Origin of the sequence: Pseudoduganella flava (genome assembly GCF_007830495.1) — a bacterium.
Classification (GTDB): domain Bacteria; phylum Pseudomonadota; class Gammaproteobacteria; order Burkholderiales; family Burkholderiaceae_D; genus Rugamonas; species Rugamonas flava.
Window position 1 is genome coordinate 169,317 of record NZ_VLKW01000002.1, and the last position, 25,017, is coordinate 194,333.

18 protein-coding genes are annotated in these 25,017 nt (G+C 67.5%); 11 read left to right on the forward strand and 7 right to left on the reverse strand.

Going from position 1 to position 25,017, the window contains the following annotated elements:
• Positions 1-7: 7 nt before the first annotated feature.
• Positions 8-724: an arsenical resistance protein ArsH gene (gene arsH / locus IP92_RS05130; RefSeq protein WP_145873468.1), complete on the reverse strand. Its 717-nt coding sequence runs from the start codon at positions 722-724 to the stop codon at positions 8-10.
• A gap of 169 nt (positions 725-893) precedes the next feature.
• Between arsH and IP92_RS05135 the strand changes: the two genes are divergently transcribed.
• The 4 genes from IP92_RS05135 to IP92_RS05150 all read left to right on the forward strand — a co-directional run bounded on the left by IP92_RS05135 (position 894) and on the right by IP92_RS05150 (position 3,550).
• Positions 894-1,670 (forward strand): nuclear transport factor 2 family protein, encoded by a 777-nt coding sequence (locus tag IP92_RS05135; protein WP_158206693.1) that lies wholly within the window; start codon positions 894-896, stop codon positions 1,668-1,670.
• 231 nt (positions 1,671-1,901) lie between these two features.
• Positions 1,902-2,177 carry a metal/formaldehyde-sensitive transcriptional repressor gene (locus IP92_RS05140; protein ID WP_145873470.1) on the forward strand — a complete coding sequence of 92 codons (276 nt, stop codon included), beginning with the start codon at positions 1,902-1,904 and terminating at the stop codon, positions 2,175-2,177.
• Positions 2,178-2,248: 71 nt separating this feature from the next.
• Positions 2,249-3,217: a CDF family Co(II)/Ni(II) efflux transporter DmeF gene (gene dmeF / locus IP92_RS05145; protein ID WP_145873471.1), complete on the forward strand. Its 969-nt coding sequence runs from the start codon at positions 2,249-2,251 to the stop codon at positions 3,215-3,217.
• 144 nt (positions 3,218-3,361) lie between these two features.
• A complete protein-coding gene (locus IP92_RS05150) occupies positions 3,362-3,550 on the forward strand; it encodes a hypothetical protein (protein WP_145873472.1) in 189 nt (62 codons plus the stop codon).
• A 16-nt stretch (positions 3,551-3,566) separates the two neighbouring features.
• Here IP92_RS05150 and IP92_RS05155 read toward each other — a convergent pair whose 3' ends face one another.
• Positions 3,567-4,838: an SGNH/GDSL hydrolase family protein gene (locus IP92_RS05155; protein ID WP_229418636.1), complete on the reverse strand. Its 1,272-nt coding sequence runs from the start codon at positions 4,836-4,838 to the stop codon at positions 3,567-3,569.
• Positions 4,839-5,103: 265 nt separating this feature from the next.
• Between IP92_RS05155 and IP92_RS05160 the strand changes: the two genes are divergently transcribed.
• Positions 5,104-8,097 carry a TonB-dependent receptor gene (locus IP92_RS05160; protein WP_158206692.1) on the forward strand — a complete coding sequence of 998 codons (2,994 nt, stop codon included), beginning with the start codon at positions 5,104-5,106 and terminating at the stop codon, positions 8,095-8,097.
• A 357-nt stretch (positions 8,098-8,454) separates the two neighbouring features.
• On the opposite strand, the gene IP92_RS05165 is transcribed toward IP92_RS05160, so the two are convergent.
• The 3 genes from IP92_RS05165 to IP92_RS05175 all read right to left on the reverse strand — a co-directional run bounded on the left by IP92_RS05165 (position 8,455) and on the right by IP92_RS05175 (position 11,340).
• Positions 8,455-9,315, reverse strand: coding sequence for an arylamine N-acetyltransferase family protein (locus tag IP92_RS05165; RefSeq protein WP_145873475.1), 861 nt, complete (start codon positions 9,313-9,315; stop codon positions 8,455-8,457).
• A complete protein-coding gene (locus IP92_RS05170) occupies positions 9,312-9,863 on the reverse strand; it encodes an NADPH-dependent FMN reductase (RefSeq protein WP_145873476.1) in 552 nt (183 codons plus the stop codon). Before IP92_RS05170 ends, IP92_RS05165 begins: the two co-directional genes overlap by 4 nt.
• Before the next feature lie 73 nt (positions 9,864-9,936).
• Positions 9,937-11,340, reverse strand: coding sequence for a glycoside hydrolase family 28 protein (locus IP92_RS05175; RefSeq protein WP_229418637.1), 1,404 nt, complete (start codon positions 11,338-11,340; stop codon positions 9,937-9,939).
• A gap of 150 nt (positions 11,341-11,490) precedes the next feature.
• On the opposite strand from IP92_RS05175, the gene hisN reads away from it, so the two are divergent.
• Complete coding sequence (gene hisN / locus IP92_RS05180) at positions 11,491-12,267, forward strand: histidinol-phosphatase (RefSeq protein ID WP_145873478.1); 777 nt, start codon at positions 11,491-11,493, stop codon at positions 12,265-12,267.
• 9 nt (positions 12,268-12,276) lie between these two features.
• Here the strand turns inward: hisN and arfB are convergent, their stop codons facing one another.
• Together arfB and IP92_RS05190 are read right to left on the reverse strand one after the other, a co-directional pair.
• Positions 12,277-12,675, reverse strand: a complete 399-nt coding sequence (gene arfB / locus IP92_RS05185; RefSeq protein ID WP_145873479.1) for an alternative ribosome rescue aminoacyl-tRNA hydrolase ArfB — start codon at positions 12,673-12,675, stop codon at positions 12,277-12,279.
• On the reverse strand, positions 12,666-13,649 hold the full coding sequence (locus tag IP92_RS05190) for an alpha/beta hydrolase (protein WP_145873480.1): 984 nt from the start codon (positions 13,647-13,649) through the stop codon (positions 12,666-12,668). The genes arfB and IP92_RS05190 overlap by 10 nt, the downstream gene beginning before the upstream one ends.
• 237 nt (positions 13,650-13,886) lie before the next feature.
• Between IP92_RS05190 and IP92_RS05195 the strand changes: the two genes are divergently transcribed.
• The 5 genes from IP92_RS05195 to IP92_RS05215 all read left to right on the forward strand — a co-directional run bounded on the left by IP92_RS05195 (position 13,887) and on the right by IP92_RS05215 (position 25,017).
• Positions 13,887-15,083, forward strand: a complete 1,197-nt coding sequence (locus IP92_RS05195; protein ID WP_145873481.1) for a XylR family transcriptional regulator — start codon at positions 13,887-13,889, stop codon at positions 15,081-15,083.
• The gene (locus IP92_RS05200; protein WP_145873482.1) at positions 15,080-16,129 is read left to right on the forward strand and encodes an aldose epimerase family protein; all 1,050 of its coding nucleotides are present in this window, start codon (positions 15,080-15,082) and stop codon (positions 16,127-16,129) included. The genes IP92_RS05195 and IP92_RS05200 overlap by 4 nt, the downstream gene beginning before the upstream one ends.
• A 90-nt stretch (positions 16,130-16,219) precedes the next feature.
• Positions 16,220-19,561: a GDSL-type esterase/lipase family protein gene (locus tag IP92_RS05205; protein ID WP_145873483.1), complete on the forward strand. Its 3,342-nt coding sequence runs from the start codon at positions 16,220-16,222 to the stop codon at positions 19,559-19,561.
• Positions 19,558-21,927, forward strand: a complete 2,370-nt coding sequence (locus IP92_RS05210) for a glycoside hydrolase family 95 protein (RefSeq protein WP_145873484.1) — start codon at positions 19,558-19,560, stop codon at positions 21,925-21,927. Before IP92_RS05205 ends, IP92_RS05210 begins: the two co-directional genes overlap by 4 nt.
• 78 nt (positions 21,928-22,005) lie before the next feature.
• The gene (locus tag IP92_RS05215) at positions 22,006-25,017 is read left to right on the forward strand and encodes a TonB-dependent receptor (RefSeq protein WP_145873485.1); all 3,012 of its coding nucleotides are present in this window, start codon (positions 22,006-22,008) and stop codon (positions 25,015-25,017) included.

Consider the following 25,017-nt stretch of genomic DNA (forward strand, 5'->3'; position numbering starts at 1 on the left):
CCGACTGTTACAGCTGGGCGATCTGCCGGTCGATCGCCTTCTTCGCCCGCTCGTTGCGTTCGCTGTAGCGGTCCGTCAGGTAGTCGGTGCGGCCACGCATCAGCAACGTGAACTTGAACAGCTCTTCCATCACATCCACCACGCGGTCGTAGTAGGCCGAAGGGCGCATGCGGCCGGCGTCGTCGAACTCCTTGTACGCCATCGGCACCGACGACTGGTTCGGGATCGTGAACATGCGCATCCAGCGGCCCAGCAGGCGCAGCGTGTTGACGACGTTGAACGACTGCGAGCCGCCGCAGACCTGCATCACGGCCAGCGTGCGGCCCTGGCTGGGGCGCACCGCGCCCTGTTCCAGCGGGATCCAGTCGATCTGGTTCTTCATCACGGCCGTGATCGCGCCATGCCGCTCGGGACTGCACCATACCTGGCCTTCGGACCACAGGCACAGTGCGCGCAGTTCGGCGACCTTCGGGTGATCTTCCGGCACGCTGCCCACCATCGGCAGCTCCATCGGATCGAAGATCTTCACCTCGGCGCCGAAGTGCTCGAGGATGCGCGCCGCCTCGTACGTGAGAAAGCGGCTGAACGAGCGCTCGCGCAAGGAACCGTACAGCAGCAGGATGCGCGGCGGATGGTCCGGCTCGGGCGACGGCGCCAGCTTCGCGGCGGTCGGGATGTCGAGCAGTTCGGGGCGGATGTTCGGCAGGTCGGGAAGGGAGGTCATCGTGGGCTCCGTGGTTCGATGGCGCATCATAACTCCGTTCGTACGACATTTCAATAAATGTCGAAACGAATTCGATCAGCTCCGCTCAGCGGGCGCTCACGAGATTGACGCCACGGCCCGGGCAAGTATGGCTAGACTGCAAATTCCATCAACGAACTTCAGGAATACCATGTTCAACTTGCGACAAAGTTCAGCTATCTTCCTGCTAGCGGCACCGCTGTATGCGTTCGCCCAAAGCGACGAGGCACTGCTGGCCGAGGCCAAGGCGGCCGACGAGGCTTACTGGAAGGCGTACAACAGCTGCGACTTCGCGGCGCTGGATGCGTTGACGGCGGAGGACGTGGAGTTCTATCACGACATCGGCGGCGTGACGAATGGCCGGGCGGCGCTAACGGCCTCGGTGCGCAAGAACATCTGCGGCGATCCGAATCTCGCCATCCGCCGTGTGGCGGCCGACAAGGAAGTACGCATGTTCCCGCTGCGCCGCGGTGCGCAGCTGTACGGCGTGCTGGTGACGGGCCGCCACGAGTTCACGCACGCGCGGAGCGGCGCACCGGCCGCGAAGATGGGCGAAGCGCGCTTCACCACGCTGTGGCTGCGCAAGGACAACCGCTGGCAGATGGAACGCGTGATGAGCTACGACCACCAGGCCCTGGCGCAGGCCAACACGAGCCAGGCGATCACGCTGTCCGACGCACAGCTGGACAGCTATACCGGCAGCTACGCCGCGAAGATGCAGCCGGTGTTCGTCTTCAAGCGCATCGAAGGGGCGCTGTCGGTCGACGTCGGCGGCCGGCCCGTCACGTTGTACCCGAAGAGCCCCACCACCTTCTTCCTGAAGGAGCGCGACATCGAAGTGGAGTTCAAGCCGGCCGCGGACGGCAAGTCGAGCGGCTTCGTCGTGCGCGAGAACGGCAGGCAGGTGGACGAGGGCAAGCGCCTGTGACCTCCACACGTCGGCGTGCCGGCACGCCGACGGTCTTCCGTTCGCCTGGCAAAGGCCGCGGACCTCTTCCTCATCGCGCCGCGCCATACTGACTGCGCGGCGCCATCCCGCCCATTTTTCCCGCAACTGCTCCCACGCTGGACACATGCGGCGCCTGCGGTTATTCTTCGCCTACCATACCCCCCTATAGTATCGGTAACCGAAACCGCAACAACCCGAAACAGGAGCAATATGGGTCACACGATCCAGCAGAAGACGAAATTACTGGCGCGCGTCAGACGCATCCGCGGCCAGGTCGAGGCGATCGAGCGGGCGCTCGAGGCCGAGCAGGGCTGCGCCGAGGTGCTGCAGCTGGTGGCCGCCACGCGCGGTGCGATGAATGGCCTGATGGGCGAGATCGCCGAGGAGCACGTGCGCGCCCACGTGGCCGCGCCGGGCCTGGCGCACGACGAGCGCGCGCAGGCGGCGGACGAACTGGTGCAGGTCATCCGCACCTACCTCAAATAAGCTCAAACAAGCTCAAATAAGCTGAAACAAGCTGAAACAAGCACACCCAAGTACCGACACCCGAGGAACACATGAGCATCACCGAACAGGACGCCGCGTCGTGGCGCCACGAGCACGTCTTCGACCAATCCAGCCAGGCGGCCGAGCGCCGCACCAGGCTCGTGATGTGGATCACGGCCGCCACGATGATCGTCGAGATCGCGGCCGGCTGGCTGTACAACTCGATGGCGCTGCTGGCCGACGGCTGGCACATGAGTTCCCACGCGCTGGCGATCGGCCTGTCGGCATTCGCATACGGCGCCGCCCGCAAGTACGCCCGTGACCCGCGTTTCGCGTTCGGCACGTGGAAGATCGAGGTACTGGCCGGTTACACCAGTGCCGTGCTGCTGCTGGGGATCGCGCTGTTGATGGCGTTCGGCTCCGTCGAGCGGCTGTTCGCACCGGAACCGATCCACTACCGCGAGGCGATCGTCATCGCCGCCGTCGGGCTGGTCGTCAACGTCGTCTGCGCCATCATCCTGGGCGGCGCGCATCATCACCACGACCATGGGCACGATCATGGTCATCATCACGGGCACGCTCATCACCACGATCACGACCATGGCCACCACCACCACGACCTGAATCTGAAGGCGGCCTATGTGCACGTGATCGCCGACGCGGCCACGTCCGTGCTGGCGATCGCGGCGCTGTACGGCGGCTGGTTGTACGGGTGGGACTGGCTCGACCCCGTGATGGGCTGCGCCGGCGCGGTGCTGGTCGCTGTCTGGGCCAAGCGGCTGATCCGCGACACCGGCAAGGTGCTGCTCGACCGTGAGATGGATGCACCTGTCGTGGCCGAGATCCGCGAAGCGATCGAAAGCGAGCGCGTGGTACTGGCCGACCTGCACGTGTGGCGCGTGGGCCGGCAATCGTACGCGTGCGCGCTGGCCGTCGTCACGTCCGACACGACCGTCACGCCGGCCGGCCTGCGCGACCAGCTCGCCATCCACGAGGAAATCGTCCACTCGACGATCGAGGTGCACCACCGCGTGGCGTGACCCGGCCTGAACTGGCCCGACTTGGTTCTTAGGTGCGTGAGCTAACGGATGGCGCCCGCCGATGCGTTCAAGCTGCCCTTGAACACGGGAGGATGCATGGACGCACCAGGTTATGTAAAGGTTAACGACGAGGCTAGTGGCGGGATGCGCGAAGAGATTCGCGCCATTCCCGGCCACGTGCGTGCCGATCCGGGGCTGGCCTGCTGGGCCGCGCTCGTGCACGCATGGGACGGCGTCGACGCCGCGCTCGACGAAGATGAGCCGGCGGTCGCGCCGGAAGGCGGCACGGGCGAGCGCCATGCAGCGCTGACCGAGCTGCGGCCGTTCGGCTGATTCTTCTCCTGCCGCGTCAGGGCTGCTGCCGGAACAGCTCGAGCGGTATCGCGTCCGCCATCGCCTGCATGCCGGCGTCGTTCGGGTGCAGGTGGTCGCCGCTGTCGTAGCGCGCCTGCAGGCGGGTGGGGCGCTCCGGATCGCGCGTCACGCGGTCGAAATCGATCACCGTATCGAACTCGCCACTGTCGCGGATCCACCGGTTCACGGCCTGCCGCACGGCCTCCTTGGCCGGCGTGTAATAACCGGGGAATACGGTCCCTTCGAACGGCGTCAACGTGGCGCCATGCACCCGGATGCCTTTCGCCCGCGCGCGCGCCAACACCTGGCGGTAGCCGGCGATCAGGTCGTCCGCGCTCGGGCCATCGGCCGCCGGCATCGACCCGGTGCCGGGGTGGCCGATGTCGTTGATCCCGATCAGCAGCACCACGTGGCGCACGCCGGCCGTGCCCAGCACGTCGCGGTCGAAGCGCGCCAGCACGCTGCGGCCGAACGGCGGCCATTCGCCGGGATCGCGCAGCAGCCGGTTGCCGCCGATGCCGCGGTTGACGATGCCCACCTGCGGATTGCCTTGCGCCTGCAGGCGGCGCGCCAGCGCATCCGGCCAGCGGCGGTTCGCGCCGGCCGTCGTCGTCGAGCCATCGGTGATCGAGTCGCCCAGCGCGACGATCGCCACGGCGCCTGGCGCCACCACTTCCACCTCCGTCAGGAATGGCCACGACGTCATCGTGCTTTGCACGGGGAACGGGGCCGCGCCGGTGAAGTTGCCGGCCTTGGAGACGTAGTTCGTCTCGAACGCCGCCGCATGCATCGTCGCCGCCGCCGTCTGGGCCGGCAGGTACAGGCTGACCGCAAGATCCGATTGCGCCGGCACCGCCAGGGTGATAGGGTCGGACAGCATCGGCGCGCCGGGCGGGATGACGACGGCGGTGCGGCCGCCGAACGTCAGCGGGCGGTCCGTGCCCGGCACAACGTCGGCACCGGCCGCGCGCAGCGCCACGTGGGCCGCGCCGATCTTCAGTGGAGTCGTGCCCAGTTCATTGGACAGGCGGATGCGCACCTGGCTACCCTTGACGCTCGTGTGCACGATCAGGCGCACGGTCTGGTCGTCGAACGTCTGCATGCGCGCCGGTGCCGCGTCGGCCGGTGCGGCGCCCCACGTGCCGACCCATTGGTCCTCGGACGCATTGGCCGCCGCACCGGTCGTCAGGCCGATGGATACCGCAATGCACAATGCGGCCGCCAGCAGCCGGCGCCGCGCGGGCGCAAGGGGAAAGCCTGTCTTCAATCTCGTCTCCTGGTTATCGATGCCCCGGCGGGGCGGTCAGCGACACTGTAAGCATCGGCGCGCGCGCAGGCAAGTGCCCGCAATGTGCGCGCGCCGTTGTTGGCAGCACACAGCACAGACGCGTGGATGTGCGAATCGTGCCCGAACGGGCACCCAACGGCTCAACTCTTTGAGTGATTCGCCGCACACGCCCCATCGCGCGAGAACTCGTCCTAAGATCGAACCGCTCCGGGAGACGGAGGTTCACAACAATAAAGGACGAGAGATGGAATCCAGACAGCAGATGGGGCCACGCCTGCGGCCGACGCTGATCGCGCTGGCGACGGCGGCGCTGGCGGCACAGGCGCATGCGCAACAGGCGCAGGGCCAAGCGGGCCAGGTGGCGCAGAACGGGCAGGACCCGAACGTCGTCGTCGTGACGGGCTTTCGGGCCAGCTTGAACAGCGCGCTGAACACGAAGAAGAATTCGGACGGCATCGTCGACGTGATCAAGGCCGAGGACATCGCCAAGTTCCCCGATGCGAACCTGGCCGAATCGCTGCAGCGCGTGCCCGGCGTGGCACTGGAGCGCGGCGACGGCGGCGAAGGCAAGCAGATCACCGTGCGCGGCCTGAACGCCGGCTTCACGCGGGTGCGCATCAACGGCATCGAAGGCGTGGCGGCGACGGGCGCTTCCGACATCAACGGCAGCACGAACCGCGGCCGCGGCTTCGACTTTTCCGTGTTCGCGTCCGAACTGTTCAACAGCCTCGCGGTGCGCAAGACGTCCGAGGCGGCCGTCGAGGAAGGCTCGCTGGGCGCCACCGTCGACCTGCGCACGGGCCGCCCGTTCGACTTCAAGGGCCGCACGATCAGCCTGGGCCTTCAGGAGTCGTACGGCGAACTGACGAAGAAAACCCAGCCGCGCGTGACGGCGCTGCTGTCGGATCGCTGGGAGACGCCGTACGGCCGCTTCGGCGCGCTGGTCTCGGGCGCGTACTCGAAACGGCGCACGATCGAGGAAGGCTACGAGGCCGTCGAACTGCTGTCGGCCAGCACGGACGGCGGCTTCTGCTCGCCGCTGGGCGTGACGCCGCAGAATCCGGCAAACGATGCCGTCAAGGGCATCACGGCCACGTCGTGCGGGTTCGGCACCAGCCGGATCTCCGATGCGACGGCGTACAACGACGTGATGAGCCGGCGCGACGATTACGGCGGCACGGTCGCCAACCCGGCTGCCGGCTCGGGCGCGTTCCACCCCCGTATCCCGCGCTACCGCCGCTCGATGACGGACTACGAGCGCACCGGTATCACGGGCGCGCTGCAATGGAAGCCGTCCGCCGATACGGACGTCAACCTGGACCTCATGTACGGCAAGTTCGACAACAAGCGCTACGACAACTACATCGAGGCGATCTCGTTCGGCCGCACGATGGCGCAGGCGAACGGCAAGCCGCAGACGTCGATCGTCGATGCGCACTTCAACGAGAACGGCAGCTGGGACTACGGCAAGTTCAACGACGTGGACATCCGCACCGAGGGCCTGTTGGACGTGTACACGACGAAGTTTACGCAGCACGTGCTGTCCGGCTCGCACCGTTTCAACGACCGATTCCGGATGAACCTGATGCACGGCGTGTCCGATTCGAAGCTCAATGAACCGATGCGCGCGACGGTGCAGTTCGACGCGCCGAACATCGACGGCTTCTCGTTCGACTTCCGCCAGAACCGCAACGTGCCGACCTTGAACTTCGGTATCGACGTGGCGAACCCGAACAACTTCACGTTCGGCCCGCAGGACGCGGACGGCACGCTGCACGGCCAGTTCGTCGGCCGCTACCTCGACACGCGCAACCGGCTGCAGACGACGCAGGCCGATACCGAGTGGGAGATCAACGACCACTTGACCCTGAAGACAGGCCTGTCCGCGCGCAAGAACCGCTGGTCGAACTTCGAAGTGGGCTCCGGCGGTTCCGGCCTGGCACTGCCGGCCGGGACGTCGCTGGGCAGCCTGACGCAGCAGATCACGGGCTTCGGCAAGGGCCTGGACGGCACCGGCACGCCGACGTCGTGGACGGCGGTGGACCTCGACAAATTCCGCGCCGTGTGGGACATCGAATGCCATTGCGCCGCCGTGCCGGGCTCCGAATACAACTTGCCGGGGCAGGCCAATCGCAGCGTCGAGGAAAAGATCAACGCGCTGTTCGCGATGGTCGACTTCAACTACGACGTGGCGGGCGTGGGCGTGCGCGGCAACGTGGGCGTGCGCGGCGCGGAGACGAAGGTCACGTCGACGGCGCTGATCAACGTGAACGGCCAGCTGCAGCCGAACGTGGGCACGAAGAAGTACCGCGACTGGCTGCCCGCGTTCAACCTGACGGCCACCTTGCCGCGTGACGTGTTCCTGCGCTTCTCGGCCGGCAAGACGCTGTCGCGGCCCGAGTACGTGGACCTGACGCCATCGGTGTCGCTGACGTCGCAATCGCAGACCGTCTCGATCGGCAATCCGAACCTCGACCCGATCCGCGCCCGCACGTACGACCTGCAGGCCGAGTGGTACTACGAGAAGAATGCGATGGTGTCGCTGGGCCTGTTCCGCAAGGAGATCAATTCGTTCATCCAGGGCGTGTCGGAACGCGCCGTGTACTCGTCGCTCGGGCTGCCGAACGAGCTGCTGCTGGGCGGCGGCTGCTCGATCACGGGCGGCACGCCGGCCTGCGCGACGTTGCCGGACACGATGGTCGTCGTCAACCGCAAGGTCAACACGGAGGGCGGGCCGCTGAACGGCGCGGAGTTCAGCCTGCAGGCGCCGTTCACGTTCCTGCCGGGCGTGTGGAAGAACTTCGGCATGCTGGCCAACTACACGTACGTGAAGTCGAAGATCAAGTACATCACGCGTGTCGACAACCCGCGCACGGAAGCGAACGAGGAACTGACGCGCGTGTCGAACTTCACGGGCCTGTCGCCGCGCGCGCACAACCTGACCTTGTTCTACGAGGATGCGAAATTCAGCGCCCGCGTGTCGCGCGCCCACCGTTCCAGCTACTACCGCAACGTGCTGGGCGACGTGCAGGGCCACGACTACACGATCGTCGACGCATCGACGAACTACGACCTCTCCGTGTCGTACCAGCTGACGCCGAACCTGCGCATCACGCTCGAAGGCCAGAACCTGACCGACGAACCGCTGCGCTACGGCCGCGACACGCAGCGCAACGACACGCTGCTGTACGTCCACTCCGGCCGCTCGGCCGTGCTGGGCCTCTCGTACAAGTTTTGACAGGTAGTAGGAGTTCGCCGCGCCCCCTGGCCTGGGGCGCGGTTTTTTTTGTGGCATCCACCCGACAAAATCCGCTAAAACTCCGATGGGGACTGTCCCTCGAAACAGGAAACATTTCCTGAAACGAGGGACAGTCCCTCCCTGCATTTGCAACGTTTTCGAAGCCCGCGAATCGCTCGTAGCCCGTGGCGACATGCCACAGGGCAGCGATGTGTGGCGCCACAACCACGAGGGACTGTCCCTCGATTTTGGAAATATTTCCTGTTTCGAGGGACAGTCCCCGAATTCTGGAAATGTTTCTTCAGATCGTGGGCTGACCCCGTCGGCGGACCGCCCGATTCGGAGAGACTTCGCGGGTCAGGAGGCGCTTGCGGGATCGCGGGCTGCGATCGCGTCCAGCTTCGCGGCGAGGCCGGGGACGCGTTCCGCGGCCAGGTCGAACGTGCTTTCGAGCAGTTGCATCAGTTCCGGGCCGGACGTCAGTTCGCGCCGTTCGAAGATCGTGTCCGGGCCGTACAACGAGTAGCGCGTGTTGTGTAGCACGTGGCGGCCGGTGGCGACGGTGCGCACGGCGATCAGGTCGCGCGTGAAGTGGGACGCGGGGTGCGTCGATACGTACCAGTTCGACATCTCGAAGTCCGGCTGCCAGTGCGGCCGCAGATCGAACTGGTACAGCGCGGCCCACGTCCCGTCGATTTCCGCCTCCAGCCGGTACTCGCCCGATGGCGCACCCCACTGGGCCGGCGCGCCCATGTCGCCGACCTGCACGAGCCGGTAGCGGCCGTGCGGCGTCTGCTGCACCACGTCGGGCACGAGCCGCAGCGGCGCGGTTGGCGTCATCTTGCCGAAGCCCGTGTCGGAGATCAGCCGCTCGCCGTCGACGTCCACCAGCAGCAGCATGTGCGTGCGCGGCGTGACGACGTCCTCCGGCACGTTGGCGCGCACCCGCGCCAGCAACGGTGTCGTTCGGAAGCCCAGCGATTGCAGCGCTTGCCGGTACAGCAGGTTCTGCTCGAAACAGTAGCCGCCGCGCCGCGCCGTGAACTTGTCCACCAGCGCCGGCAGGTCGAGCAGGACGCGGTTGCCGGACAGCGGGTTCAGGTTCTCGAACGGGAACGCCAGCATATGTGCCAGCTGCAGCCGCGCCAGCGCATCGGCCGATGGTGCGCCATCCGGGCGGCAGCCCGTCACGTCGAAGTAGCGTGCCAGGTCGCTCATGACGCCAGCTCCGCATACGGTGCGATGCGACGGCCTGCGCGCAGCGCGCGTGCCCACCACGTCAGTTGCGTCAGCATCGTGCCGAACGCGCGCTGCGCCGCCTCCGGTTCCGTCAGCGCGCCATGCGCATCGAAGCGGTCCCACACGTCGACGAGCGCCACGCCGCCGCGCACCGTCGCCACGTGCAGCTCGGCGAACACCTGGCGCAGCTGCTCGACGGCGCGGATGCCGCCCGAGTGAGCCCCATACGAGACGAAGCCCGCCACCTTGCCATGCCATTCCGTATAGGCCGCGTCGAGCAGCTCCTTCAGCGCGGCCGGGTAGCCGTGGTTGTATTCGGGCGTGACGACGATGAACGCGTCGGCCCGTTCCAGCTGGCCCTTCAGCGCCGCATAGCCGTTGGCGCGCTGCTCGCGCGGGTCGAGCACGGATACGCTGACGTCCGAACGGGCATCCAGCTGGGCCAGCACCCAGCCGCCCACGCGGTCGCACAAGCGCCCATCGCGCACACTGCCGTACACGACGGCCACATGAATCCTGTCCTGCATTGCGCACCTCCCGGTGATGAGTATGCGCACAGTGTAAAACCTCAAGTTAAGTTAAGGTCAAGTGCAAATTGCATCAGGTCTGCACGAAGCCCTGCACATTGACGTTCGTGACGGCCGTACCGCCGATCCTGGCCACGCGCACGCCGCGCAGCGACACGTCCCGCACGGGCTGCTCGGCCTCGCCCTTGATCAGGCAGACGAATCCCGCGTCCTGCACCGTCACGTTACTGACGTGCAGGCCTTCGATGGCGGTAAGGCGCCGCTCGTACGTGGGCAGCAAGGTCTTCCACTGGTACAGCACATCCGTCTCGACGGCCAGCACGCCGCCCTTGACGCTGGTCGCCGTCACGTTCGACAGGTGGATGTTGCGCACGTACCCGCCGCGCCGCTCGTTGGTCTTCACGTACAGGATGTTGTTGATCGTGCTGGGCACGTTCGACCCCGTGTGGTCGAAGTGGCAGTTGTCGACGAAGACGTTCTCGATGCCGCCCGACAGTTCGCTGCCGATCGCGCACAGCTGGTGGCCGTTCTTGATGCGGCAGTTGCGCATCACGATATTGCGTGACGGGGTATCCAGGCGCCACGCGTCGCGGTCGCGGCCGGACTTGACGGAGATCGCATCGTCGCCCTGGTCGAACACGCAATCCTCGATCAGCACGTTCTGGCTCATCTCCGGATCGACGCCGTCGTTGTTGTGCCCATGCGCGGTGATCTTCACGCGGCGGATCACGACGTCCCGCGACAGGTAAGGGTGCAGCACCCAGAACGGGCTGTCCTCGATCGTCACGTCTTCCACCAGCACGTGGCGGCAGCGGTTGAACTGCACGAACTGCGGGCGCAGGTTGGCGTCGCCCACCGTCATGTCGCGCTGCTGCACGGGAAGCGGCGTGCCCTTGGCGGACATGTCGTACAGCCGCACCAGCGCATCCATGTGCGCCTTCGGCCGCGCATACCACACGCGCCACACGTCCAGCTGCGCGCGCAGCGTGCCCGTGCCCGTCAGCGCCACGTTCTCGCATTCGTAGGCATAGACGAGCGGCGAATAGTTGTAGCACTCGAGACCTTCCCACGTCGTGTGCACGGCCGGCAGGTAGTCGGTCGGTTGCGCGGAAAACAGCAAGGTCGCGCCGGCCGCCACGTGCAGGTTGACGTGGCTCTTCAGGTGGATCTTCGCCGTCGGCCACACGCCGGCCGGCACCACGACGATGCCGCCGCCTGCGGCATGAGCCGCATCGATCGCGCGGGCGATCGCGGCCGACGTACGGGCCTGGTCGCGCTGGTCGGCGCCGAAGTCCGTGATCGGAAAGCGCGGCGCGCCGGCGAAGTCGGGGATGCGGATCGGTGGCATCGCGAACGGCGCCGCCACGTGCACTTCTTCGTAGGCGCGGGCGGGGCGGATGGCGGCGCAGGCGGGCAGCAGCGGGACGACGCAGCCGGCTAATATCAGCTTGCGGCGGTAGTTGGAAGGGGACGGCACGTGCGCTTCTCCAGGAATGTTTGAGCGCGATGGTACGCCGGCGGCATGCCGGCCGAGCGTCCGGCAATGCATTTGCTCAGCATGTTGATCGGCCGGCGGGACATGCACGCATCTGCGATACTGTCGGCCTGCCGATCATGGGACACCACGATGAACACCAACGACTACCTGACCTTCGCCCGCGAGCTGGCCGACGCGGCCGGCCGGGCCGCGATGCCTTACTTCCGCACCGGCACACCCGTCGACAACAAGGACCCGGCCGCCTTCGATCCCGTGACCGCGGCGGACAAGGCGGCCGAGCAGGCGATGCGCGCACTGATCCGGGCGCGCTGGCCGGAGCACGGCATCGTCGGCGAGGAGGAGGGCGTTCACCAGGGCAGCAGCCCGTATCACTGGGTGCTCGATCCGATCGACGGCACGCGCGCCTTCATCTGCGGCCTGCCGCTGTGGGGCACGCTGATCGCGCTGAACGACGGCACACGGCCCATTGTCGGCGCGATGTACCAGCCGTTCACGGGCGAGTTCTACGCGGGCACGCCCGATGGCGCATGGCTGAACGGCGCGCCGCTGCGCACGCGTGCCTGTCCGGGACTGCATGCGGCCCGGCTGATGACGATCACCCCCGACATCTTCCGCGTGCCGGCCCAGCGCGCCGCCTACGACGCGCTGGCCGCCGAGGCGCAACTGGTGCGCTTCGGCGCCGACTGCTATGCCTACTGCATGCTCGCGGCAGGCCACGTCGACGTGGTGATCGAGGCGGGCATGCAACCGTTCGACATCCAGGCGCTGATCCCCATCATCGAGGGCGCGGGCGGTGTCGTCACGAGTTGGGATGGCGGCGACGCGCAGCATGGCGGTGCCGTCGTGGCCTGTGGCGACCCGGTACTGCATGCGCGGCTGGTGGAGCGGTTGCAGCACGCGGCCTAACTGACCCCGTTAATCGACCACCTTGCGCCGTAACGCCTTCACCGCGCCGCTCTTGGTCTTCGATTCGAGCCGCCGGCGCTGCGAACCCAGCGTGGGGCGCGTCGGCCGGCGCGGCGGCGCCACGACGGCCGCGGCATCGACCAGCGCCTGCAGCCGCCGCAGCGCATCGGCCTTGTTCTGCTCCAGGCTGCGCGACTGCTGCGCCTTCAGCACGATCACGCCATCCTCCGTCACGCGGCTGTCGCGCAGCGCGAGCAGGCGCGCCTTCACCGCTTCCGGCAGCGACGATGCGCGCACGTCGAATCGCGCATGCACGGCGCAGGACACCTTGTTGACGTTCTGCCCGCCGGGCCCCTGCGCGCGGATCGCGGTGAACTCCACGTCGGCCGGATCGATCGTCAGGCCCATGCCGCCTCCGACTCGACCGCTGCGATGCGTTCGTCGATCCACGCGTGGACACGTGCCTGCGCCACGCGCGCCATTTGCGTCGGGAAGCGTATGAAACCGTGCGGCGCCTCCGGCAGCAGGTGGCATTCCACCGGCGCGCAGGCGGCCCAGCGGCGCGCCATCAGCAGCGTATCGTCGCGCAGCGGGTCCAGTGCGCCGGCCAGCATCAGCGCCGGCGGCATGCCGGCCAGGTCACCGTGCAGCGGCGAGAACGGCGGCGCGGCGCGGGCGGCATCGCTCACTTCCGGCGTCAGGTGGCGTAGTCCGTTCACGATGCCGGGGCCGTCCAGCACCAGCGTCTCTCGCGTGGCCGCGCGCACGCTGGGTGTGCCGGTCAGGTCGTACACGCCGTAATACAGCACGGCGCCCGCCACGCGCGCCAGCAGCGCCGGCCATGCTTGCAGGCGCAGCAGCGTCGCCGCGGCCAGGTGCCCGCCCGCGGATTCGCCGAGCAGCACGACAGGCAGGCCCGCCAGGTCGGGCAAGCCGCCGTCCAGCAACCAGCGCGCCGCGGCGAGGCAGTCGTCCATCGCGGCCTGCATCGGCACGCCCGGCAACAGGCGGTAGTCGACGGCGACGACGGCGACGCCACATGCGTGGACGAGGGCGGCATTGAGCCCATCGTCCATCCGCGCATTGCCGATCACCCAGCCGCCGCCGTGAATCTCCAGCACGACGGCGCGCGCCGGCCCGGCGGATGGGCGCAGCACGCGCACCGGCACGCGCAGCCCGTCCGCCTGCGCCACGGCCTGCCGGACGGCGATGCCGGCCAGCGCCAGCTTGCGGTCCGCACCCAGTTGCGCCAGCGCGAGCAAGCCTTGCACGGCCTGTGCCGCCCAGCGGTGGCGGATGCCGAAACGGGGCGCCAGGGCGAGCTTGCGGTTGAAGCGGCGCGCTTCGTCGAGCATCGCAGCGTCCAGAGGGAGGGTAGTCATGGCCGCGATTGTATGCGCCGCCCAGCCAGCCCGTCCACGCGGAGCGTCGATGCAGTAGCGAAACATTTCCTCAAAAATGGAGCCTGTCACCATTTTTCAGGAAATGTTTCGGGTGAGATGGGCTTGCAAACGTTGTCAAACCCCGCAATACTGACCCAACTCAGAATTGCGGCCGGACAAGCGTGTGGTCAAAATGCTATGATCCGCCCCGAAAACAAGCATGGGGGAGACACGAGCATGCTGAGAACGCACCGCATTGCGCTGCTTTTCAACGCCAATAAAATCTTCGACCGCGAAGTCATCACCGGCATCGCCAACTACCTGGCCAGCACCCGCACCGCGTGGGACCTGTTCCTGGAGGAGGACTTCCGGCTGCGCCTGTCCGGCATCGAGCAGTGGCAGGGCGACGGCATCATCGCCGACTTCGACGATCCCGCCGTCGCGCACGCGCTGGCCGCCACGCGCGTGCCGCTGGTCGCCGTCGGCGGCTCGTACGAGAACGCGGCCGACTATCCGGGCGGCGTGCCGTACGTGGCCACCGATAACTTCAAGCTGATCAAGCTCGCCTACGACCACCTGATCGAGGCGGGCCTGCGGCATCTCGCGTTATTCAGCCTGCCGGAAGCGCAGAAGAACCGCTGGGCGCAGGAGCGCGAGAAGGCGTTCTGCAAGCTGATGTTGCGCGACAAGCTCGAGCCCGAGGTCTACCGCGGCCATTCGACCAGTGCGCAACACTGGAACGAGGCCGTCGAACAGCAGATCGCCTGGCTGCACAGTCTTCCGAAACCCGTCGGCATCATCGCCGTCACGGATGCGCGGGCGCGCCAGCTGATGCAGGCCTGCGCGCTGGCCGGCATCGAGGTGCCGGAGCAGGTGGCGCTGATCGGCATCGACAACGACCCGCTGGCGCGCATGCTGACGCGCATTCCGATGAGTTCCGTGATCCAGGGTGCGCAGGAGATGGGCCGCACCGCCGCCCACCTGCTGGACCAGATGCTGCACGGCGTGCGCCTGACCGATACGCGCATCCTCGTGCCGCCGGCCGGCATCAACGTGCTGGCGTCGAGCCGCCACGAAAGCGGCAAGCACCCGCACGTGATGCGGGCGCGCCACTTCATCCGCCAGTACGCCTGCCAGGGCATCAAGACGGATCAGGTGGCCGCCTACGTGGGCATCTCGCGCTCGTCGCTGGAGGCGCACTTCCGCCAGGAGCTGGGCCGCAGCGTGCACGACGAGATCCTGCGCCTGCGGCTGGAAGCGGCCACCGGCTTCCTCGCGCGCGGCGAATGCAACCTGGCGGACGTGGCGATCCGCTGCGGCTTCACGTCCAGCCAGTACATGCATTCCGTGTTCAAGCGCGAGCTGGGGTGCACGCCGCGCGCCTGGCAGGAACGCCAGAAGAGTGCCGCGGCCGCCGCGGGCCTGCCGTCATGATGCCGCTCCCGCTGTACGCGCCGTTCGCGGCGCCGGCCCGGGTGTTCACGCTGGCGAACGCGTATGGCATGCGCGTGACGATCAGCGAGCGCGGCGCCGCCCTCGTGTCGTGGCATGCGCCGGACCGCTACGGCCGCACGGCCGACATCCTGATCGGCTACCCGTACGACGAGCCGGTCGACCGCGATCACTGGTACTTCGGCGCCGTGATCGGCCGCTGGGCCAACCGCATCGCGCGCGGCCGCTTCGAACTCGATGGCCGCGTCGTGCAGGCGGACGTCAACGACCGCGGCAACCACCTGCACGGCGGCGAGTCCGGCTTTCACTCGGCGCACTGGCACGGCGAGCTGGCGCACGGCGGCCTGACGTTGTCCTATGTGTCGCCGGACGGGCAGGGCGGCTTCCCCGGCAACGTGACCGTCCAGGTGTTCTACCAGCTGGACGACGACGGCTGCCTGACGATCGAGTACCAAGCCAGGTCCGATGCGCCGACGCCGATCAACCTGACGTCGCACCCGTACTTCAACCTGAACGGCGGCAGCGGCGACGTGGGCGACCACATGCTGCAGATCGATGCCGATTACTACCTGGCCACCGACCCCGCCGGCATTCCCGTCGGCCGCGCGCCCGTCGCCGGCACGCCGTTCGATTTTCGCCAGGCCGCGGCGATCGGCCCGCGGCTGCGCTGGCCCGATCCGCAGATCCGCGTGGCGGGCGGCTTCGACCACTGCTACTGCCTGAACGACGACCCGCGTGCGCGGGCGCGCGGCACGCGCTTGCGTACCGTGGCCAGGGTCGTCGATCCCGGCTCGGGGCGCCAGCTGCAGGTCGCCACCACCGAGGCGGGCCTGCAGTTCTACAGTGGGAATGCGTTGGGCGGCCTGCGCGGCCGCGCCGCCGTGCCGTATGCGCGGCACGACGGCTTCACGCTGGAGGCGGGCGCCTTTCCCGACCAGGTCAATGGCCGCTATGCCGATGCGGCAATCCTGCGCCCCGGCCAGGTGTATCGGCAAACGACGATCTATCGCGTCTCGCTACAATGCTGAAATTTCGTTTGGCGTTCTGGTGAATTTCGCAATTGATGTATGCAATCGTCCTGTCCAGAATGCTGGGCAGAACCATAAATACGAGACGCCATGCGCAAGACCCTCCCGCTGTTGTTGCTGGCGGCTGCTTCCGCACACGCGGCGGCGGCCGGCGCGGCCACACCCGATCGATTGACGCTGTTTGCCGGCCGCCCCGCGCCCGGCGTGCAGGTCATCGTGGCGGACCCGGAGAACGCTGTCGCCGTCGTCCAATCGGCCGTCGTGCCGACAAGCGTCAAGCAGCCGAATGCCGTTGTGCGCGGCACGGTGGGCACGGTGGCCGGCAAGCGCGCCGCCACGCTGAACTGGGACAAGACTTGGTACGCCAGCCTGCGCTTCGAGACGCCGGCGCGCGACCTGCGGCCTTACCTGGAACACGGCGTCGTCGCCTTCGACCTGAACGTGCGCGAGCTGGCCAACGGCGGCATCGACTTCAAGCTGCGCTGCGGCGCGCATGACACGACGGAGTGCGAGCGCAAGGTGCCGTACGTACTGCCGGCGCGCGCCGCGGCGGGCCAGGGCTGGCGCCCCGTGTCGATCGCTTTGAAATGTTTTTATCGCGACGGCGATATTTTTGAAACGGTCATGAAACCGTTTTCAGTCGATGCGACGGGCAAGGGCGAAGTGGCAATCGCGAACCTGCGCATCGAGAAGACGGGCACACCGAACACCGCCTGCCCCGATTACCGCACGCAGTCCGTCACACCCGAGCCGCTGAACGAATCGTGGGCGCTCGACTGGTGGATGCCGCGCCACGAGCAGAAGCTGAAGGACAATGCCGAGCGCCGCGCCAACGGCACGTTGCCGCAGCTCGTGTTCATCGGCGATTCGATCACCGAGGGTTGGGCCAAGGACGGCAAGGAAGAATTCGCACGCCGCTACGGCCGCTATCACCCGATCAACCTGGGCTTCGGGGGCGACCGCACCGAGAACATCCTGTGGCGCATCGAGCACGGCGAAGTCGATGGCCTGGACCCGAAGGTCGTCGTGCTGATGGCCGGCACCAACAACACGGGCAGCCGGCAGGAGAATCCCGCCACGACAGCCGCGGGCCTGCGCCGCGTGATCGACGCGTTGCAGCAGCGGCTGCCGCGCGCGAAGGTCCTGCTGCTGGGCGTCTTCCCGCGCGACGAGGCAACCAGCCAGTCGCGCCGCATCAACACGGCGATCAACGAGCGCATTGCCCGCTTTGCCGATGGCAAGCGGGTGTTCTACGCCGATATCGGCAGCGCCTTCCTCGATGGGCACGGCGTGCTGTCGAAGGACATCATGCCCGACCTGCTGCACCCGAATGCGCGCGGCTACGCGATCTGGGGCAAGGCGATGGACCCGATCCTGCAGCCGCTGCTGACGGGCTACCGGTGGGACAGCGTGGCGATCGGCGGAGGCGGCTTCGTGTCGGCAGTGATTCCCACGGCAGAGAAGGGCGTCGTGTACGCGCGCACGGACGTCGGCGGCGCCTACCGCCGCGACGGCGACCGTTGGGTGCCGCTGCTGGACTGGCTCGACGAGGACCAGACCGGTCTATTGGGGATCGACTCGCTCGCCGTCGATCCGCGCGACGCATCGAAGGTGTATCTGCTGGCCGGCATCGCCTACCTGAACGGCGGGCGCAGCGCGATCCTGCGTTCGCGCGACTACGGCAAAACGTTCGACGTCACCGACGTGACGAGCCAGTTCACCACGCACGGCAACGGCATGGGCCGCGGCAACGGCGAGCGCCTGGCCGTCGATCCCGGCAACGGCAACGTGCTGTACGTGGGTACCCGCGCGCATGGGCTGTTCAGGAGCGTCGATGCGGGCGCCACGTGGCAACGCGTGCCCGGCCTGCCGGTGACGGCCACGCCGAACGGCACCGGCATTGCCTTCGTGCTGCCCGATCCGGCAAGCGTGAAGGATGGCACGGCGCAGCGCATTTTTGTGGGTGTGTCGCGCCCCGGCACCAACATCTACCGCAGCGAGGATGGCGGCGCGACGTTCACGCCATTCGATGCGACGCCGGACGGCCTGATGCCGCACCGCGCCGCGCTCGATGGCGCCGGCCACCTGTACGTGACGTTCGCCAACGGCCCCGGCCCGCACCCGCGCGGCGACGAGAAGATGGACCGCGGCGCCGTGCGCAAGTACACGCTGGCGACCGGCGCAGGCCAGGACGTGACGCCGCTGCTCGGCATGCCGGCCGCGTACTCCGGCATCAGCGTCGACCGCAACGATCCGCGCCGCGTGCTGGCTTCCACGATCAGCTTCTATGCGCAACAGGGCGATGCCAAGGGTGACCGGCTGTTCCTGTCGCTTGACGGCGGCGCCACGTGGACGGACCTGGTCCAGCGCGGCTTCGCGAAGGATGTGGCGGGCGTGCCATGGGTGCACGGCCACGGCATCCACTGGGCCAGCACGATCGTGTTCGATCCGTTCGACAGCCATGCGGCCTGGGTCACGTCCGGCAACGGCGTGTTCCACACGACGAACCTCGATACGACGCCGACCACGTGGCGCTTCGACGTGCGGGGCCTGGAAGAGACGGTGCCGCTGGGCCTCGTCAGCCGCGCCGGCGCGCCGCTCGTGTCGTCGCTCGGCGATATCGACGGCTTCGTGCACGTGGACCCGCGGCGCTACGGCCGTATCCACGACCCGCAGATGGGCACGACGTTCGGCCTCGATGCAGCGGGTTTGCAGCCGCAGGTGATGGCGCGCGCCGGCAAGGCGATCTACGTCACGCGCGATGGCGGCACCACGTGGCGCAAGGCCGGCCGCATCAACGGCATCAAGGGGCAGCTCGCGCTGTCCGCCGACGGCAAGGTGCTGCTGCACAGCCCTGAAAAATCACAGGTGACGTACCGCTCCACCGACGACGGCGACAGCTGGGCACCGGCGGCCGGCATCGCCGGTGCGCGCCCGGTGGCCGATGCCGTAGACCCGAACCGTTTCTACGCCTACCAGGACGGCGCCTTCCTCGTCAGCACGGACGGCGGCCGCAGCTTTGTACCGCGCGCCCAGCTGGCGAAGGGCGGGTCCGACGTCGTGCGCGCGGCGCCCGGCAAGTCCGGCGACGTGTGGGTGGCGCTGAAGGATGGCGGCCTGGCGCGCAGCACGGATGGCGGCACGACCTTTGCGCCGCTGCGGGACGTCGGCTATTGCGGCGCCGTCGGCTTCGGCAAGGCGGCCGGCGACGCTGCCTACCCGGCCATCTACATCTGGGGCACGGTCGACGGCCTGCGCGGCATCTGGCGCTCGACCGACGAAGGCCGCAGCTGGCTGCGCGTGAACGACGACGCCCACCAGTACGGCGGCCCCGGCGACGGCCGCTTCATCGTCGGCGACATGAACGTGTTCGGCCGCGTGTACATGAGCACCGCAGGCCGCGGCATCGTGTACGGGGAGCCGGCCGAATGATCCGCGCGCTGGCGTTGGTGTTCCCCCTCGCGCTGATGCTGGTGGCTGTGGCGGTGCATGCCGCGCCGGATCTCAGCCTGCGCTACGACCGGCCTGCCACCGACACGGCGGAAGGCTGGGAACGCGAGGCGCTGCCGGTCGGGAATGGGCGCATCGGCGCGATGGTGTTCGGCCAGCCCGGCCGCGAGCACCTGCAATTCAACGACATCACTCTGTGGACCGGCGATGCGCAATCGATGGGCGCGTTCCAGCCGTTCGGCGACCTGTACGTGGAGCTGCCCGGCCATGGGGACGCACAGCGCTACTCGCGCCGGCTGGACCTGGCGCGCGGCCTGCACGTCGTCGACTACGAGCATGACGGCGTGCGCTACCGCCGCGAAGTCATTGCCAGCCATCCGGCCGACGTGATCGTCGTGCGCCTGACGGCCGACCGGCCGGGCGCCTACACGGGCGTCGTCAGCCTGACGGACCAGCATGGCGCGCACGTCAGCGCGTACGCCAACCGCATCCGCGCCACCGGCTCGCTGGCCGGCTTCGTCGTGCCGCGCGAACGGGGCAACCAGTGGACGCCGGCGCACCAGCCGTTGAGCGCCAACCAGTTGGATTACGCCAGCCAGGTGCAGGTGGTGAACGAGGGTGGCACGGTGACGATGGAAGGCGACACGGTGCGCTTCGCGAACTGCGATGCGCTGACCCTGGTGCTCGGTGCCGGCACGAGTTATGTGCGCGACGGCGCCGCCAACTTCCAGGGCCCGCATCCTCTGGCGCGCGTGACCGAACAAGTGACGCGCGCCGCCGCACGGCCGTGGGCCGCTTTGCAGGCCGAGCAAGAAAACGATTTCGCGGCGTTGATGGGACGGGTCCGACTCGACCTGGGTACGGCCTCGAGCGACCGCGCACGCCTGACGACGGACCGCCGCCTGGCCGCCTACACGCGCAGCGGCAACGATCCCGAGCTGGAAGCGCAGGTGTTCCAGTATGGCCGCTACCTGCTGATCGCCAGTTCGCGCGGCCCATTGCCCGCCAACCTGCAAGGCCTGTGGAACAACAGCCTCACGCCGCCGTGGAATGCGGACTACCACACCAACATCAACATCCAGATGAATTACTGGCCGGCCGAACCGTCCAACCTGTCCGAGCTGACCGCGCCGCTCTTGGGCTTCGTGCAGGCGATGGTGCCGTCGTACCGCCGGCTCGTTGCCGACAGCGCGGCGCATCCTTCGCGCGGTCAGCAAGATCGGCAGGATGGCCAGGTGGTCGAAACGTTCCGCCGCGCCGACGGCAAGCCGGTGCGGGGCTGGACCGTGCGCACGGAAACCAACCCGTTCGGCTACATGCAGTGGAAGTGGAACAAGACGGCCAACGCGTGGTACGCCCAGCACTTCTGGGAACACTACGCGTTCACGCGCGACAAGGTCTACCTGAAGAACGTCGCGTACCCGCTGCTGAAGGAAGTGAGCCAGTTCTGGCTCGACTACCTGAAGGTCACGCCCGAGGGTTTGCTGGTGGCGCCGAACGGCTGGTCGCCGGAGCACGGCCCCGTCGAGGATGGCGTGGCGTACGACCAGCAGCTGGTGTGGGACCTGTTCCAGAACACCATCGACGCGGCGCGCGAGCTGGGCACCGATGCGGCGTTCGCCCGCCAGGTGGCGGCGGCGCGCGACCGGCTGGCCGCGCCCAAGGTCGGCAGCTGGGCCCAGCTGCTCGAATGGATGGAAGAGAAGCACGACCCGGTGCTCGATACGCCGCACGACACGCACCGCCACGTGTCGCACCTGTTCGCCGTGTTCCCGGGCCGGCAGATCACGCCGGAACGCACGCCCGCGCTGGCCGCGGCGGCACGCAAGTCGCTGGCGGCGCGGGGCGATGCGGGCACGGGCTGGTCGATGGCATGGAAGGCGGCGTTCTGGGCGCGCTTGCGCGATGGCGACCAGGCCCATACGATGCTGCGCGGCGTGGTGGCCACGCCGGGCGCACGGGCCGCGGGCAAACAGCCGGGCAGCGAGGAAAACAACGCGGGCGGCATGTACCCGAACCTGCTGGACGCGCATCCGCCATTCCAGATCGACGGCAATTTCGGCATCACGGCCGCGATCTGCGAAATGCTGCTGCAATCGCACGACGGCGTGCTGCACCTGCTGCCGGCGTTGCCTGCGGCCTGGCGCGACGGTTCCGTCTCCGGGCTGCGGGCGCGGGGCGGCTATGCAGTGGACGTGACGTGGCGCGACGGGCAGGTGACGGCCGCGCGTGTGACGGCGCAACCGGGCAGCGGCGCCGGCACGGTGCGCGTGCGTGCGGGGGAGAAGACAGTGGCGGTAAAACTGGTGCGGGGGCAGGCAAGCCTGTCGGCTGCCGACCTGCGCTGACGACGTAGTCAAGAAAAACGCCGGTCCAGCTGGGGGCCGGTGCGGGGATCAGGAATCACACTTAAAAGGAGACGAGATTTGAACCAATTCAAACTCACCGCGATTGCGCTGGCTGCCGCGCAGATCGCGTTCATGGCGGGCGCCGCCAATGCGCAGACGGCCCAGGGCAACGACACGGCCACCGCGACCGTCGTCGTGACGGGGCAGCGCGCTTCGCTGGAAAACGCGCAGAAGATCAAGCAGAACGCCGACGAGATCGTCGATTCGATTGTCGCCGAGGACATCGGTAAGCTGCCCGATAAATCGGTGACCGAGGTGCTGCAGCGCGTCGTCGGCGTGACGATCGACCGCACGATGTCGCGTGGCGACCCGGAGCACTATTCCGTCGAGGGTTCCGGCGTGTCGATCCGGGGCCTGTCCTACGTACGTTCGGAACTGAACGGCCGCGACTCGTTCTCCGCCAACGGCGGCCGCTCGCTGAACTTCGAGGACGTGCCCCCCGAGCTGATGGCCGGCGTGGACATCTACAAGAACCCGTCCGCCGAGCAGATCGAAGGCGCCATCGGCGGCCTGGTCAACCTGCGTACCGCGCTGCCGTTCGACTTCAAGGGCGCGAAGGTGTCGGCATCGATCGCGTCGACGTATTCGGAACTGAAGAAGGGCAAGTGGTCGCCGGCCGGCTCGATCCTCGCGTCGAATCGCTGGAAGACGGGCATCGGCGAGATCGGCGCGCTGATCGACATCGCTCACGCGGAATCCGGCACGCGCACGGACGCGTTCCAGGTCGAGCCGTACTACCCGCGCAGCGACATCGTCAACGGCAAGACCGTGTGGGTGCCGAAGGGCGCGCAGTGGCGCACGCTGAACTTCAACCGCGAGCGCGAAGGCTTCTATGGCGCGCTGCAATGGAAGAAGGATGCGAACCTGCGTTCGCACGTCACGTACTTCAAGTCGAAGTACGAGATGCAGTGGGACGAACAGGCGATCTTCGCGTCATCGAGCCCTTACAACATCCGCGTGAGCCCGGACGCCACCTACGGTCCGGACGGACGCTTCCTGACCGGCACGCTGACGTCGCCATCGGACGGCGGCATCAACTTCGGCGACGACACCCGCATCTCCAACCGCAAGTCCGATACGACGGACATCGCCTGGAACATCGAATGGCGCGCCAACGACCGCTGGACGTTCACGTCCGACCTGCAGCGCATCAAGGCCAAGACGCACAGCCTCGACTCCACCGTGGCCACCGGCGTGCAGCTGCCCGAGCAGCAGCTGGACCTGACGGGCAGCCTGCCGCGCCTGATCTTCAACGACGCGCAGCGCGCCTACATCGCCGACCCGGCCCACTACTACTGGAACTTCACGATGGAGCACATGGACCGCTCCGTCGCCGAGTCGAAGGCGTGGAAGGGCGACGCCAAGTACACGTTCGACCATCCGGTGCTGCGCGACCTGCGCTTCGGCCTGCGCTTCACGAAGCGCGACTCCACCAACGAGCTGTCGAACCCGGACTACAACTGGTCCGCGATCACGGCCACGTGGATGGGCGACATCAGCCACCTGGCTTACCTGTCCGACCCGCGCTTCGCCGGCAATACCCACCTGGGCACGTTCAACAACTTCTTCAACGGCAAGCAGAGCGTGCCGTCCGTCGTGTTCCCGAACGTGTCGCTGGCCGAGGGCTATCCGGCGTCGTATGAAGCGCTGCACAAGTACCACGACATCCTGTGCGCCGAGTACTACGCGGCGAAGGGCCAACCGGCCAACTGCGCGGCGTGGACCCCCGCCAAGTTCGGCGGCGACCCGGCCGGCATCAACGAGCAGTCCGAGAAGACGGGTGCGTTCTACACGCAGCTGCGCTTCGGCTGGGACGACGTGAAGTACCCGATCGACGGCAACGTGGGCGTGCGCTACGTGAAGACGGACATGGAAGCGCATGGCTACACGGTGTTCAACAACAAGGCGCCGACGCTGGTGCCGGGTTACACGGTGGTCGGCCCGGCCATTCCGAACATCCCGGCATCCAACTCCGCGCAGGACTACGAGAATTCGTACCACAACGTGCTGCCCAGCCTGAACCTGCGGATGAAGGCACGCGACAACCTGCAATTCCGCTTCGCGGCGGCGCGCGCGATCTCGCGGCCCGACTTCAAGGACCTGCAAGGCTATGCGACGGTAACGCAGGATGCCGACGTGACGACGAACCACGGCACGCAGACGCACATCGTCAACAGCCTGACGCAGAATGGCGAAGCGAAGGGCAACCCGCTGCTGAAACCGATCCAGTCGGACCAGTTCGACCTGACGGGCGAATGGTACTTCGGCCGTTCCAGCTCGCTGACGGTGGCGCTGTTCCACAAGCGCCTGAAGGACGTGATCGTCAACCAGACGTACAACTACCCGCTGGCGGACGTCAACGGCACCATGTACAACTTCAGCGTGACGGGCCCCGTCAACGGCGCCAAGGGCCGTGCCACCGGTATCGAGATCGCCTACCAGCAGTACTTCGACAAGCTGCCGGGCGCGTTGTCCGGCCTCGGCGTGCAGGCCAACTACACGTACGTTGACAGCAGCACGAAGCTGTACAAGGATGCGTTCACCACGTACTGCAGCGGCGGCACGGGTCCGGACAACATCAACCTGAACCAGAACGGCTGCGATACGGATGGCCGCTCGTTCGGCAACCTGCCGCTGCAATACCTGTCGAAGAATTCGTATAACCTCGCGCTGTTGTACGACTACGGCAAGTGGTCGGCTCGCGCGGCATGGAGCTGGCGTTCGAAGAACCTGCAGGGCATCAACGTGAACGGTACGCGCGGCAGCGACGGTACCAACACGAACCCGAACAGCCCGGACAAGGGTGCGACCAACGTCGGCTGGGCATTGCCGACGTGGGCGGACGCGTACGGCCAACTGGACGCTTCCGTCTCGTACCAGGTCACCGACAAGATGCAGGTCGTCGTCGACGGCCAGAACCTGACGGACGCGAAGTACAAGCAGCTGATGCAGCAGGGGATCGGCCTGATGGGCCGCGCGTGGTTCGTGTCCGGCCGCCGTTACTCGGCCCAGCTGCGCTACGCGTTCTGA